At 71.0% G+C, this 12,863-nt stretch carries 12 protein-coding genes; 6 read left to right on the plus strand and 6 right to left on the minus strand.

Going from position 1 to position 12,863, the window contains the following annotated elements:
• The first annotated feature begins 55 nt into the window (after positions 1-55).
• From ACIOMQ_RS33710 to ACIOMQ_RS33735, 6 genes are all read left to right on the plus strand, one after another.
• Entirely contained in the window at positions 56-1,897 is a 1,842-nt protein-coding gene (locus ACIOMQ_RS33710) for a phosphatidylglycerol lysyltransferase domain-containing protein (RefSeq protein ID WP_362193530.1), read from the plus strand.
• Positions 1,898-1,990: 93 nt separating this feature from the next.
• Positions 1,991-2,788 (plus strand): dihydropteroate synthase, encoded by a 798-nt coding sequence (gene folP / locus ACIOMQ_RS33715; RefSeq protein ID WP_362193773.1) that lies wholly within the window; start codon positions 1,991-1,993, stop codon positions 2,786-2,788.
• Positions 2,785-3,264, plus strand: coding sequence for a nuclear transport factor 2 family protein (locus ACIOMQ_RS33720; RefSeq protein ID WP_402127972.1), 480 nt, complete (start codon positions 2,785-2,787; stop codon positions 3,262-3,264). Before folP ends, ACIOMQ_RS33720 begins: the two co-directional genes overlap by 4 nt.
• A 303-nt stretch (positions 3,265-3,567) precedes the next feature.
• Complete coding sequence (folB, locus tag ACIOMQ_RS33725; protein ID WP_362193525.1) at positions 3,568-3,927, plus strand: dihydroneopterin aldolase; 360 nt, start codon at positions 3,568-3,570, stop codon at positions 3,925-3,927.
• Complete coding sequence (gene folK / locus ACIOMQ_RS33730) at positions 3,924-4,535, plus strand: 2-amino-4-hydroxy-6-hydroxymethyldihydropteridine diphosphokinase (protein WP_402191618.1); 612 nt, start codon at positions 3,924-3,926, stop codon at positions 4,533-4,535. Before folB ends, folK begins: the two co-directional genes overlap by 4 nt.
• A gap of 99 nt (positions 4,536-4,634) precedes the next feature.
• Positions 4,635-5,117, plus strand: coding sequence for a DUF3180 domain-containing protein (locus tag ACIOMQ_RS33735; RefSeq protein ID WP_362193519.1), 483 nt, complete (start codon positions 4,635-4,637; stop codon positions 5,115-5,117).
• A 40-nt stretch (positions 5,118-5,157) separates the two neighbouring features.
• Here the strand turns inward: ACIOMQ_RS33735 and folE are convergent, their stop codons facing one another.
• The 6 genes from folE to dacB all read right to left on the minus strand — a co-directional run bounded on the left by folE (position 5,158) and on the right by dacB (position 12,813).
• Positions 5,158-5,763: a GTP cyclohydrolase I FolE gene (gene folE, locus ACIOMQ_RS33740; RefSeq protein WP_362193516.1), complete on the minus strand. Its 606-nt coding sequence runs from the start codon at positions 5,761-5,763 to the stop codon at positions 5,158-5,160.
• A 155-nt stretch (positions 5,764-5,918) separates the two neighbouring features.
• On the minus strand, positions 5,919-7,949 hold the full coding sequence (gene ftsH / locus ACIOMQ_RS33745) for an ATP-dependent zinc metalloprotease FtsH (RefSeq protein WP_362193513.1): 2,031 nt from the start codon (positions 7,947-7,949) through the stop codon (positions 5,919-5,921).
• Positions 7,950-8,171: 222 nt separating this feature from the next.
• The gene (hpt, locus tag ACIOMQ_RS33750; protein ID WP_358858782.1) at positions 8,172-8,711 is read right to left on the minus strand and encodes a hypoxanthine phosphoribosyltransferase; all 540 of its coding nucleotides are present in this window, start codon (positions 8,709-8,711) and stop codon (positions 8,172-8,174) included.
• Between the two features lie 100 nt (positions 8,712-8,811).
• Positions 8,812-9,894: a tRNA lysidine(34) synthetase TilS gene (gene tilS / locus ACIOMQ_RS33755; protein ID WP_362193510.1), complete on the minus strand. Its 1,083-nt coding sequence runs from the start codon at positions 9,892-9,894 to the stop codon at positions 8,812-8,814.
• A 200-nt stretch (positions 9,895-10,094) separates the two neighbouring features.
• The gene (locus ACIOMQ_RS33760; protein WP_362193509.1) at positions 10,095-11,228 is read right to left on the minus strand and encodes a zinc-dependent metalloprotease; all 1,134 of its coding nucleotides are present in this window, start codon (positions 11,226-11,228) and stop codon (positions 10,095-10,097) included.
• A gap of 49 nt (positions 11,229-11,277) precedes the next feature.
• Complete coding sequence (gene dacB / locus ACIOMQ_RS33765) at positions 11,278-12,813, minus strand: D-alanyl-D-alanine carboxypeptidase/D-alanyl-D-alanine-endopeptidase (RefSeq protein WP_401757328.1); 1,536 nt, start codon at positions 12,811-12,813, stop codon at positions 11,278-11,280.
• Positions 12,814-12,863 lie beyond the last annotated feature (50 nt).

Here is a 12,863-nt window from a genome sequence, read left to right on the forward strand (position 1 = left end):
CCGAAAGGCCACCGGCCGAAGGACTCAGGAATCTCTCGCGGAACCACGGGAAGCGATGTCTGTCACGCTAGATGGGGATAAATCGGGATCGGTTCCGAGTCCCGTACGTAAGTTCGTACGCGGGCCCCGCGCCGAATCCGTACCGACGCTGGTCGGTACCGCCTGCACCGTCGTCGGTCTGATCGATGTCGCCGCGGGTGTCTTCCCGCGCTTCCGGAACAGCCGGATGCACACCCTCGCCGAGGTGCTCCCCGGCGCCCTGGGACCGTTCGCCGCCGCCCTCTCCCTGAGCGCGGGCGTCCTGCTGCTGCTCCTCGCGCACGGCCTCAAGCGGCACAAGCGGCGCGCCTGGCGGGCGGCCGTGGTCCTGCTGCCGGCCGGCGCGCTGGCGCAGTTCGCCTACCGGCACTCGGTCATCGGCACGCTCGTCTCGCTCGCGCTCTGCCTGCTGCTGGTCCGCCACCGCGGTGAATTCGCCGCGCTCCCCGATCCCAGGAGCCGCTGGCGCGCCCTGGCCAACTTCGTGCTCCTCGGCGCGGGGTCGCTGGGGCTGGGCCTGATCATCGTCAGCGTCCACCCCGGCCGTGTCGTCGGGAACCCCAGCATCGTCGACCGCCTCCAGCACGTGCTGTACGGGCTGTTCGGCTTCGAGGGCCCCGTCGAGTACGCCGGAGTCACCTCCTGGACCGTGGCGTACTCGCTCGGCGCCCTCGGTCTGCTGACCGCCGTCACCACCATCTACCTCGCCTTCCGCCCCGAGCACCCGGCCGCCCGCCTCACCGAGGACGACGAGGCCCGGCTGCGCACCCTGCTGGAGAAGCACGGCGGCCGCGACTCGCTCGGCCACTTCGCGCTCCGCCGTGACAAGGCCGTCGTCTTCTCCCCCAGCGGCAAGGCCGCCGTCTGCTACCGCGTCGTGTCGGGGGTGATGCTGGCGAGCGGCGACCCGATCGGTGACGTGGAGGCCTGGCCCGGCGCCATCGAGCGCTTCATGGACGAGGCCAAGGCCCACTCCTGGACCCCCGCCGTGATGGGCTGCAGCGAGACCGGCGGCGAGGTCTGGACCCGCGAGACCGGACTCGACGCACTGGAGCTGGGCGACGAGGCGGTGGTGGATGTCGCGGATTTCTCGCTCGCCGGGCGCGCGATGCGCAACGTACGCCAGATGGTGAAGCGCATTGAACGTCTTGGCTACGAGACCCGGGTCCGGCGCGTCCGCGACATCGGCGAGGCCGAACTGGACCGCATCCGGCTCGCCGCCGACGACTGGCGCGGCACCGACACCGAGCGCGGCTTCTCCATGGCACTCGGCCGGATCGGCGACCCCGCCGACGGGGACTGCGTCGTCGCCACCGCCCACAAGGCCGACGAGCACAGCGCCGACTCCCCGTACGGCGACCTGAAGGCCGTGCTCCACTTCGTCCCGTGGGGCAGCGACGGCATGTCCCTGGACCTGATGCGCCGCGACCGCTCCGCCGACCCCGGCATGAACGAGCTGCTGATCGTCGCCGCCCTCCAGGCGTCCTCCCGGCTCTCCGTCGAGCGCGTCTCGCTGAACTTCGCGATGTTCCGCTCGGCGCTCGCCCGCGGCGAGAAGCTCGGCGCGGGACCGGTGCTGCGGACCTGGCGCGGACTGCTGATCTTTCTGTCGCGCTGGTTCCAGATCGAGTCGCTGTACAAGTTCAACGCCAAGTTCCGGCCACGCTGGGAGCCCCGCTTCGTGGTCTACCGCGCCGCCCGCGACCTGCCCCGCATCTCCCTCGCGGCCATGCAGGCGGAGGGCTTCGTGAACCTCGCGCTGCCCCGTCCCCTCGCCCGCCGGTTCCCGCGCCGCAGGCCCCGTCCCTGCGCCCACACCCCGGCGCCGGGCCAGGAGCACCACGCCCGCGCGGCATAGCAGCACGCCGTACGGGCCTACGCTGGTCGCATGAGTACGTTGCGTGGACGAGGCACGGTCCAAGGCCTGCCGGAGTGGGACCGCTGTGCGGTCATGGGTGTCGTCAATGTGACGCCGGACTCCTTCTCCGACGGGGGCCGCTGGTTCGACACCACGGCCGCCATCAAACACGGCCTCGACCTGGTCGCCGAGGGCGCCGACCTGATCGATGTCGGCGGCGAGTCGACCCGCCCCGGCGCCAGCCGGGTGGACGCGTCGGAGGAGCTGCGGCGCGTGGTCCCGGTGGTCAGGGGGCTGGCGTCCGAAGGGGTCGCGGTCTCCGTCGACACCATGCGGGCCCGGGTCGCCGAGGAGTCGGTCGCGGCCGGAGCCGCCATGGTCAACGACGTGAGCGGCGGCCTCGCCGACCCGGACATGGTCCGCGTCGTCGCGGCGGCCGGCGCGCCGTTCGTCGTGATGCACTGGCGCGGCTTCAGCGAGTCCATGAACAGCCGGGCGGTGTACCAGGACGTCGTCGCCGAAGTCGTCGCGGAGCTCCGGGAGCGGATGGACGTCGTGATCGCGGGCGGTGTCGCCCCGGAACGGATCGTGATCGACCCCGGTCTCGGCTTCGCCAAGGACGCCGGCCACGACCTCGCCCTGGTCGCCCACCTCGACGAGCTGCGTGCCCTGGGCCGCCCGCTGCTGGTCGCCGCCTCCCGCAAGCGCTTCCTCGGCCATGTGCTGGCCGGCGAGGGCGCCGCGCCCCCACCCGCCCGCGAACGCGACGCCGCCACCGCGGCGGTCTCCGCGCTCTCCGCCCACGCCGGCGCCTGGGCCGTACGGGTCCACGAGGTCCGGGCCACAGCCGACGCCGTGCGGGTCGTGCGCGCCGTCGAGGGAGCCGCGTGAGCGGGCGCGACGAGCACGCGGAGGCGGCCGCCGACATCGCGGCCGTCGAACAGGCCAACACCGCCTTCTACGAGGCGATGGAGCGGGGCGACTTCGAAGAGCTCTCCGGGCTCTGGCTGCCCGGCGAGGACCTCACCGTCTCCTGCGTCCACCCCGGCTGGCCGGTGCTCACCGGGCGCGGCGAGGTGCTGCGGAGTTACGCCCTGATCATGGCGAACACCGAGTACATCCAGTTCTTCCTGACCGATGTCGGGGTCGCGATGACCGGCGACACCGCCCTGGTGACCTGCACCGAGAACATCCTCAGCGGCGGCCCCGCGGAGGACGGCAACGCACTCGGGCCGCTGGTCGGCCAACTCGTCGTGGCCACCAATGTGTTCCGGCGCACCCCGAACGGCTGGAAGCTCTGGTCCCACCACGGCTCGCCCGTCCTCACCGAGACCGACGACGAGGACGACGAAGAGACCCCCTCCTGACCCCCTCCTGGCTCTCCCCCGGCCCCCTCCTCGCTTCTCCCCCGGCCCCCTGCTGGTTTCTCTCCCGCCCCTCTCCCGGCTCTCTCCCCGCTCCCTCCGGCTCCCCCTGACCGAAGCGTCCGGCCGTCAGGGGGGTTGGAATCCGGTTACGCGGGTAAAAGCGGCTACCAGTCCCGAGAGGCCCTGTCCATAGCCCCCGCGGGCGGGCACTGTCGGTGCTCGCAGGTAGATTCGAGAGAGAGCACCCGGCCGTCCGCACGCGGCCCCGTGTCTCTCCGCCCAACGACAGCAGGAGTGATTCGCGTGGATCGTGTCGCGCTGCGCGGCCTCAAGGCCCGTGGACACCATGGCGTCTTCCCCCGGGAACGGGAAGAGGGGCAGACGTTCATCGTGGACCTGGTGCTCGGCCTCGACACCCGCCCCGCGGCAGCCGCCGACGACCTGACGAAAACCGTGCACTACGGCGTCGTCGCCGAGGAGGTCGTCGAGGTGGTGCAGGGGGAACCGGTCGATCTGATCGAAACGCTCGCGGAGCGCATCGCCCAGAAGTGCCTCAAGCACGAAGGAGTCGAGGAGGTGGAGGTCGTGGTGCACAAGCCGGACGCGCCGATCACGGTCCCCTTCGACGATGTGACCATCACCATCACCCGGAGCCGAGTATGAGTGCATTTTCCAGCGAGGGGCAGAGCGACCCGACCGTACAGCCGGTGCCCGCCTCCGTGGTCGAGCAGGTGGACGCCGCGGACATCACCCTCTCCAACCCCAAACGCGCCGTGATCTCCCTGGGCTCCAATCTCGGCAACCGCCTGGAGACCCTCCAGGGCGCCATAGACGCCCTGGAGGACACACCCGGCCTGCGGGTCAAAGCGGTCTCCCCGGTGTACGAGACGGAGCCCTGGGGCGTCGCCCCCGGCTCCCAGCCCTCGTACTTCAACGCGGTGATCGTGGTGAAGACGACGCTCCCCCCGTCCTCGCTCCTGGAGCGCGGCCAGGCCGTCGAAGAGGCCTTCGACCGGGTCCGCGACGAACGCTGGGGCCCGCGCACCATCGACGTCGACATCGTGACGTACGCGGATATCGTCTCCGACGACCCGGCGCTCACCCTCCCCCACCCCCGGGCCCACGAGCGGGCCTTCGTCCTCGCCCCGTGGCACGACGTCGACCCCGAGGCCCAGCTGCCCGGCGCCGGCCCCGTCACGGACCTGCTGGCCGGCGTGGGCCGGGAGGGCGTGCTGCCCCGGGCCGATCTGGAACTCCGGCTGCCCGAGTAGTCGTTAGGCTCAAGGACACGGACCGGTGGCACCACGGATGAATGCCACCACGGGCCACTGACGGCACGGACACACCGGCGGCGAAGGGCGGATCACTCGGTGAAGCAACTACGGCTCGGGGTACTGATCGGCCTCTTCGCCGCGGCCGGGGTGCTCTCCTGGGGCGCGTCCCGCCTCTGGGACTCCCTGGGCAGTCTGCCGAGCGTTCCCCTCGCCGCGCCGATCGTGCTCGCGGTGATCGCCGCCGTCCTGCTCGCGACGGCCCTCTCCATCCGTTCCCGGCTGCGCGCCCAACGCGAGCGCCGGCCCGGGGCCAAGGGCGTCGAGCCCCTGATGGCGGCCCGAGCCGTCGTCTTCGGCCAGGCCAGCGCGCTGGTCGTCTCCCTGGTCTCCGGCATGTACGGCGGCATCGGCGTCTTCCTGCTCGGCTCCCTCGACATCCCGGCCCGCCGCGACCAGGCGATCTACGCGGGCTTCGCGGTCCTCGCCGGCATCGCGGTGGTCGCCGCGGCCCTCTGGCTGGAACGCATCTGCAAGCTCCCGGACGACGAGGACAACGACAAGAGCTCGGCCGCCGCGTAGCGCGGCCGCCGAGCTCTCCTCCCACCGCTGCTGCGGAGCTTCAGCGCGCCATGATCATGCTCATGGCCTCGGCGCGCGTCGCCGAGGCACGCAGCTGCCCGCGTACCGCTGAGGTCAGCGTCTTCGCCCCGGGCTTGCGGATCCCGCGCATCGACATGCACATGTGCTCGCACTCGACGACGACGATGACCCCGCGCGGCTCCAGGATCTCCATGAGGGAATCGGCGATCTGCGTGGTGAGCCGCTCCTGGACCTGCGGGCGCCGGGCGAAGACATCGACGAGCCGGGCCAGCTTCGACAGGCCGGTGATCTTGCCCGTGGTCGCCGGGATGTACCCGACATGCGCGACGCCCCTGAACGGCACCAGGTGGTGCTCACAGGTGCTGAACACCTCGATGTCCTTGACCAGCACCATCTCGTCGTGGCCGAGGTCGAACGTGGTCGTCAGAACGTCCTCGGGCTCCTGGTAGAGGCCCGCGAATATCTCCTTGTACGCCCTTGCCACCCGCCCCGGCGTCTCGCGCAGTCCCTCGCGGTCCGGGTCCTCGCCCACGGCGAGAAGGAGTTCGCGTACGGCGGCCTCGGCCCGCTTCTCGTCGAACTCGCCGATCGAACCCTGGCCGTCCAACGTCACCGGGTCGGTCATCTGTGCCTCGTTCCCTTGAGCTGTCACCCGCGCACACTTCCGCACGGACGTACGAAAAAGCCGCGCCCCCACAGGCTAGAACCTGCGGAGGCGCGGCATCCATTCCGGACCCGGTACGACTCCCGTGACAGGGGCCACACCGGGCGGCGCGAGACTCAGCTCTCGGGATGGTCCTCCGGGAGCGCCTCGGTGGCCGGGACGGTGTCCGTGGGAACGACCGAGCCGTTCGCCGCGGCGGCGCCGTTGGTGAGGGCGAGCTCCTTCGGCGAGAGCACCGGCGGCCGCGTCGACGGGGTGCGTCGGGCGGAACCGGTCCATGCCGGACGGGACGGGCGCTTCACGATCGGGGCGAAGATCTCCGCGATCTCCTCCTTGCCGAGCGTCTCCTTCTCCAGGAGCTGGAGAACGAGGGCGTCCAGCACGTCGCGGTTCTCGACGAGGATCTCCCACGCGTCGTTGTGCGCGGTCTCGATGAGCTTCTTGACCTCTTCGTCGACGAGGGCCGCGACCTCTTCCGAGTAGTCGCGCTGGTGCCCCATCTCACGGCCCACGAACGGCTCGGTGTTGTCGCCGCCGAACTTGATCGCGCCGAGCCGCTCCGTCATGCCGTACTGCGTGACCATCGCGCGGGCCGTTGCGGTGGCCTTCTCGATGTCGTTCGCCGCACCGGTGGTCGGGTCGTGGAAGACCAGCTCCTCGGCCGCGCGCCCACCCAGCATGTAGGCCAGCTGGTCGAGCATCTCGTTGCGCGTCGTGGAGTACTTGTCCTCCTCCGGGAGCACCATCGTGTAACCGAGGGCGCGGCCGCGGGAGAGGATCGTGATCTTGTGAACCGGGTCCGACTGGGGGGAAGCCGCCGCGACCAGGGCGTGTCCGCCCTCGTGGTACGCGGTGATCTTCTTCTCCTTCTCGGACATGATCCGGGTCCGCTTCTGCGGGCCCGCCACGACGCGGTCGATGGCCTCGTCGAGCATCTTGTTGTCGATCAGCTTCAGGTTGCCGCGCGCCGTGAGGAGCGCCGCTTCGTTCAGCACGTTCGACAGGTCGGCACCGGTGAAGCCGGGCGTACGACGGGCGACGGCGCCGAGGTCGACGTCCTTCGCGACCGGCTTGCCCTTCTGGTGCACCTTGAGGATTTCGAGACGGCCCTGCATGTCCGGCCGGTCGACCGCGATCTGCCGGTCGAAACGGCCCGGGCGCAGCAGCGCCGGGTCGAGGATGTCCGGCCGGTTCGTGGCGGCGATCAGGATGACGCCGCCCTTCACGTCGAAGCCGTCCATCTCGACGAGCAGCTGGTTCAGCGTCTGCTCGCGCTCGTCGTGACCGCCGCCCATGCCGGCGCCGCGGTGCCGTCCGACGGCGTCGATCTCGTCGACGAAGACGATCGCCGGGGCGTTCGCCTTGGCCTGCTCGAAGAGGTCGCGGACACGGCTGGCACCGACACCGACGAACATCTCGACGAAGTCGGAGCCGGAGATCGAGTAGAACGGGACGCCCGCCTCGCCCGCGACGGCGCGTGCGAGGAGCGTCTTGCCCGTGCCGGGAGGCCCGTACAGCAGGACACCCTTGGGGATCTTGGCGCCGACGGCCTGGAACTTCGCCGGCTCCTGGAGGAACTCCTTGATCTCCTGGAGCTCCTCGACGGCCTCGTCCGACCCCGCCACATCGGCGAACGTCGTCTTCGGGGTGTCCTTGGTGATCAGCTTGGCCTTGGACTTCCCGAACTGCATGACCCGGGAGCCGCCGCCCTGCATCTGGTTCATCAGGAACAGGAAGACGACCACGATCAGGACGAAGGGCAGCAGCGAAAGGAGGATCGAGATGAACGGGGACTGCTTCGAGGGCGAGACGGTGTAGCCCTTGTCGATCTTGCCGCTCTCGAACTTCTGCTGCAGCGTGTCGGCCAGCTGGACACCCTGGTCGCCGATGTAGCTCGCCTGGAACTTGCTGCCGGACTCGCCCGAGAGCTTCTGGCCCTTCTTCAACTCGATCTTGATGATCTGTTCGTCACCGGTGGTCAGCTTGGCCTGCGCCACCTGGTCCTTGCTGATCGCCTGGATCACCTTGCCGGTGTCCACCGATTCGTAGCCGCCCGACGAGCCGACGACCTGCATCAACACGACCACGGCGAGGACGGCCAGCACGATCCACATGACCGGCCCACGGAAGTATCGCTTCACGTCCATCCATACGGGGCGATGACGCCCCGTCCCTCCTGCCCGTAGGTAAATGCTGCTGTGAGAAAAGACTGTTCTTCGGACGGTACCCCAGCATTGTCACCCGCGACCGCCGGGGACGTCTGTCAAAACCTGCCTTCGAAGGCTCAACGGCGGGAATCCGGTGAAAGGTTCCCCGCCGCCCGTCCCGGTCGGGCCGGCCGCCCCGGACTCCGGAGGTGCCGGAGGCGGTCAGCCGCCGTAGACGTGCGGGGCGAGCGTGCCGACGAAGGGGAGGTTGCGGTACTTCTCCGCGTAGTCCAGCCCGTATCCGACGACGAACTCGTTGGGGATGTCGAATCCGACCCACTTGCAGTCGAGCGCGACCTTCGCCGCGTCCGGCTTGCGCAGCAGGGTGCAGATCTCCAGGGACGCGGGCTCGCGCGAGCCGAGGTTCGACATCAGCCAGGACAGGGTCAGGCCCGAGTCGATGATGTCCTCGACGATCAGGACGTGCTTGCCCTTGATGTCGGTGTCCAGGTCCTTGAGGATCCGGACGACTCCGGAGGACTGGGTGCCCGCGCCGTACGACGAGACGGCCATCCAGTCCATGGTGACGGGGGTGGACAGCGCGCGCGCCAGGTCCGCCATCACCATGACTGCGCCCTTGAGGACGCCGACGATGAGCAGGTCCTTGCCCGCGTACTCCGCGTCGATCTTCGCGGCCAGCTCGACGAGCTTCGCGTCGATCTCTTCCTTGGTGAGGAGCACCGACTGAAGGTCGGTGCTCATGTCCTTCTCGTTCACCCGCGTCTCTTTCTCTGCCTGCCCGGTCCGGGGTGGTGCCCCGTACCTGCGCGGCCGCTCGCCTGCATTGTCAGCCGCTCGTGCTTCAGCTCTGCCGAATCACCAGTCTGCCACCCTGCCGCCTGGCTTCTACCCGGCCGGGCAGGTTGATGGCCCGCTGGCCGCGCCAGCCGGTGATCAGACGGTCGACTTCCTCGATGTGCCGGGCGAAGAGGGAACCGGCCGGGGAGCCCGCCTCCATGGCGGCCCGGCGCAGTACCCGGCGGCGTACGGCGGGCGGCAGCGCGTACAGCTTGGCGCACTCCAGCCGGCCCGCGTCGTCCCGCACGGCGCGGTCGGCCTCGGCGGCCCAGGTGTCCAGGGCGTCGGCGTCGTCGCGGGAGAGCTGCGCCGTGCGGGCCAGGGCCTCGACGACCCCCTTGCCCAGCGCCTTCTCCAGGGCGGGCAGGCCCTCGTGGCGCAGTCGGGAGCGGGTGTAGGCGGGGTCGGTGTTGTGCGGGTCGTCCCAGACGGGCAGCGACTGGACGAGGCAGGCCTTGCGGGCGGTCTGCCGGTCGAGCTGGAGGAAGGGCCTGCGGTAGCGGCCGGCCGGCCCCGACGCGGCGGCCATGCCGGAGAGCGAGCGGATGCCGGAACCGCGGGCCAGGCCCAGCAGCACCGTTTCCGCCTGGTCGTCACGGGTGTGGCCGAGCAGGACGGCGGCGGCGCCGTGCCGCTCGGCGGCCGCGTCGAGGGCGGCGTAGCGGGCGTCGCGGGCCGCGGCCTCGGGGCCGCCCTCCTGGCCGACCCGCACGGCGACGGACTCGACCGGGTCGAGGTGCATGTCGGTGAGGCGGTCGACGACCTCGGCCGCCCGGGTGTCGGAGCCGTCCTGGAGGCCGTGGTCGACGGTGATGCCGCCGGCCCGGACGTCGAGTTTGCGGGCTTCGAAGGCGAGGGCGGAGGCGAGTGCCATGGAATCGGCGCCGCCGGAGCATGCCACCAGCACCAGCGGGGTATCGGGGCGTTCGGGGAGTGCGGCGCGCTGCCTGCCCGCACCGGCTTCGGCGAACTGGAGGTGCGGGGTGCGCCGGGTGTGGTCGGCGCTCCGGGTGTGTTCGGTGAGTACGTCGTGGAGTACGCGGCGGACCGCCAGGCGTATCGCCGCGACCGCAGGATGGGGACCCATGTCCGGTGCCCTTCGTGAAGTTTCGGGGAGGTGCCTCGGAGTGCCGGGACAGGAAGAGTGCCGTCACTCAGAGTGCGTCGATGGTGACAGAGGCAAGCCGTCCATCGAGCATTGCACGCCTTCCCATGCCCCTACGGTCCCTCGGATGGGTGATTACCGGCGCGTTCTCGTCCTGTCGTACGCCGTCCGGCCCGTCGTGATCATGACTCTGCCTTACGGTGCACCCTCGCGATCCAGTCCGCCGGCTTCGCAATCTCCGCCTTGGTGGGGAGGGTGTTCGGCGAGGTCCAGACCCGGTTGAAGCCGTCCATGCCGACCTCGTCGACCACGGCGCGGACGAACCGTTCGCCGTCCCGGTACTGGCGCAGTTTGGCATCGAGCCCGAGGAGCTTGCGCAGTGCCTGGTCGAGGCGGCTCGCACCGCGGGCCCTGCGCTGCTGGAACTTCTCCCGGATCTCGCCGACGGAGGAGACGACCTCCGGGCCGACGCCGTCCATCACGTAGTCGGCGTGCCCTTCGAGCAGGGACATCACGGCGGTGAGCCGGCCGAGGATCTCGCGCTGGGCGGGGGTCTGGACGAGTTCGACCAGGCTGCGGCCGCCGTCCTCGCCGTCCTCGCCCTCGGGGCGGCCGCCGGCCAGGGACTGCGCCGCCTCGCGGAGCCGCTCCAGCACGGTCCCCGGGTCGACGTCGGTCTCTTCCAGGAATGACTGGATCTCGCCCTGAAGATGGTCCCGGAGCCAGGGCACTCCGGTGAACTGGGTGCGGTGGGTCTCTTCGTGGAGGGCGACCCAGAGCCGGAAGTCGTGTGGGTCGACGTCCAGTTCGCGCTCGACGTGGACGATGTTCGGCGCCACGAGCAGCAGCCTGCCGCCGCCGTCGGCCGAGGCCGGGAGTTCACGGGTGGCCGGGGCGAACGTCTCGTACTGGCCGAGGACCCGGGAGGCGAGGAACGACAGCAGCATCCCCACCTCGACCCCGGTCACCTTGCCGCCGACCGCGCCGAGCACGGCGCCCCCGGGGCCGTTCCCGCGCCGCTCCTGCATCTTTCCCAGCAGGGGGCGCAGCAGTTCGCGGAAGCCCGCGACGTTGGCCTTGATCCAGCCCGCCCGGTCCACGATCAGGACCGGGGTGTCCTCCGGATCGGCCCCGTCGGGGATCATCCGGGTGAAGGAACGGACGTGCTCCTCCGAGGCCTTGGCATGCCGGCGCAGCTCCGCAACGACTTCGCGGGCCTCCTCCCGGCTGATCTCGGGCCCCGGCCGCACAAGTCGGGTCGCGGTCGCCACCGCGAGATTCCAGTCGACCATCTCGGCACCACCGATGCTCGTCATGCGTCAACCGTACGTGCTCGGGTCCGTCCGCGGTGAGGTGTCGACCGGCTCATCGGGCACCGGCGGCGAGGCCGGTGGCGAGGGCGTCGAGGGAGGACTGGGCCTCGGACGGGGAGGTCGTGCCGGATGCCAGGAAGGCGAAGGCGAGCAGCCGGCCCTGCCGGTCGACGACCGTACCGGCGAGGGAGTTCACTCCGGTGAGGGTGCCGGTCTTGGCGCGGATCAGGCCGGTGCCCGCGGACTTCTCGGTGTAACGGCCGCTGAGGGTGCCGCTGAATCCGGCCACCGGAAGGCCGGTGAGGACGGGGCGCAGCTCGGGGTGGTCCGGGTCGGCGGCGCGGGCGAGGAGGCCGGCCAGCAGTCCGGCGGTGACCTTGTCCTTGCGGTTCAGCCCGCTGCCGTCGGCGAAGTCCGCGCCCTTCAGCGGCAGGTGGAGCTTCCTGAGCTGTGCGGTGACGGCCCGTCGGCCGCCCGCGAAGTCGGCCGGTTCGCCCGCGGCCAGGGCGGTCTGGCGGGCGAGCGCCTCGGCGATGTCGTTGTCGCTGTTGGTCAGGGCCCGTTCGACCAGGGCGGAGAGCGGGACGGACAGGTGCCTGGCGACCGGCCGGGACCCGCCGGCCGGCCGGCCGCTCACCGGGTCCGGCCCGGTGGCGATCCCGGCGTCGTCGAGCAGTGCGGCGAAGGTCCGGGCGGTGTCGCCGGCCGGGTCGTCGCTGCGCGGGGCGGGTCCGCTGTCGGAGCTGTCGAGCCTGCCCTCGTCGGTCATCAGGGCGCTGACGGGCGCGATGTTCTCGTTGGGGCCGATCGGGTGCTGTGCGGGGCCGGAGTAGCGGGAGGTGTCGTACGCGAGGCGGACCTTCTTCACTCCCCGGCCCTTCAGGGCGCGGGCGGTGTCGGCGGCCAGCGCGCGCAGGGCGGCCTTGTCGAGGGTGGGGTCGCCGCCGCCGACCAGGGTGACGCTGCGGGAGTCGGGGGACGCCTGGACCGTCGTGGCGATGCGGTGGCCGGGGCCGAGCGCGCTCAGGGCGGCGACCGAGGTGGCGATCTTGACGGTGGAGGCGGGCGTCATGGGCGTGTCGGAACCCTGGCCGTACAGCCGCTCACCGGTGGCGGTGTCGATGACGACGGCGGTCCGCACGGTGCCCAGGGCGGAGGCCTTCAGCAGCGGGCCGAGGGTGGTGCGGAGGTCGGCCGCCGCGCCGTCCGGGTTGCCGCGGGCGTCCGGGGCGGCGTTGTCGACCGCGGCGGAGAGGGGGGCGAGGACGGGCCGGGCGCTGGGCGCGGGTTCCGGCCCGGACGGCGTGCCGGAACCGTGATCTGCGCCACCTGTACGGTTGCGGGCGGCGGCCCAGTCCTGCTCGGCCTTACGCTGACCCGAGTCCCAGGGGCCGGCGGCAAGGACGACGCCGGCCGCGAGCACCAGGCCCAGGCCTGCGGAGACAGCCGCGAACTGCCGGTCGCTCAGCCCCCTCCACCTGATCACGCCGCCCGGCCGGGTGAGCCTGCTCAGCTTGTCCAGCGGGTTGACCGACGGTCTTTTCACCGGCTCGTCCACCGTTGACCAGCCCCTTTCGCGAGCACACATCTGCGTGGGGGACACTTAATCACCAGTCGTATGTGTTGATCATGGAGGAG

Origin of the sequence: Streptomyces sp. NPDC087845 (assembly GCF_044742755.1) — a bacterium.
GTDB lineage: Bacteria > Actinomycetota > Actinomycetes > Streptomycetales > Streptomycetaceae > Streptomyces.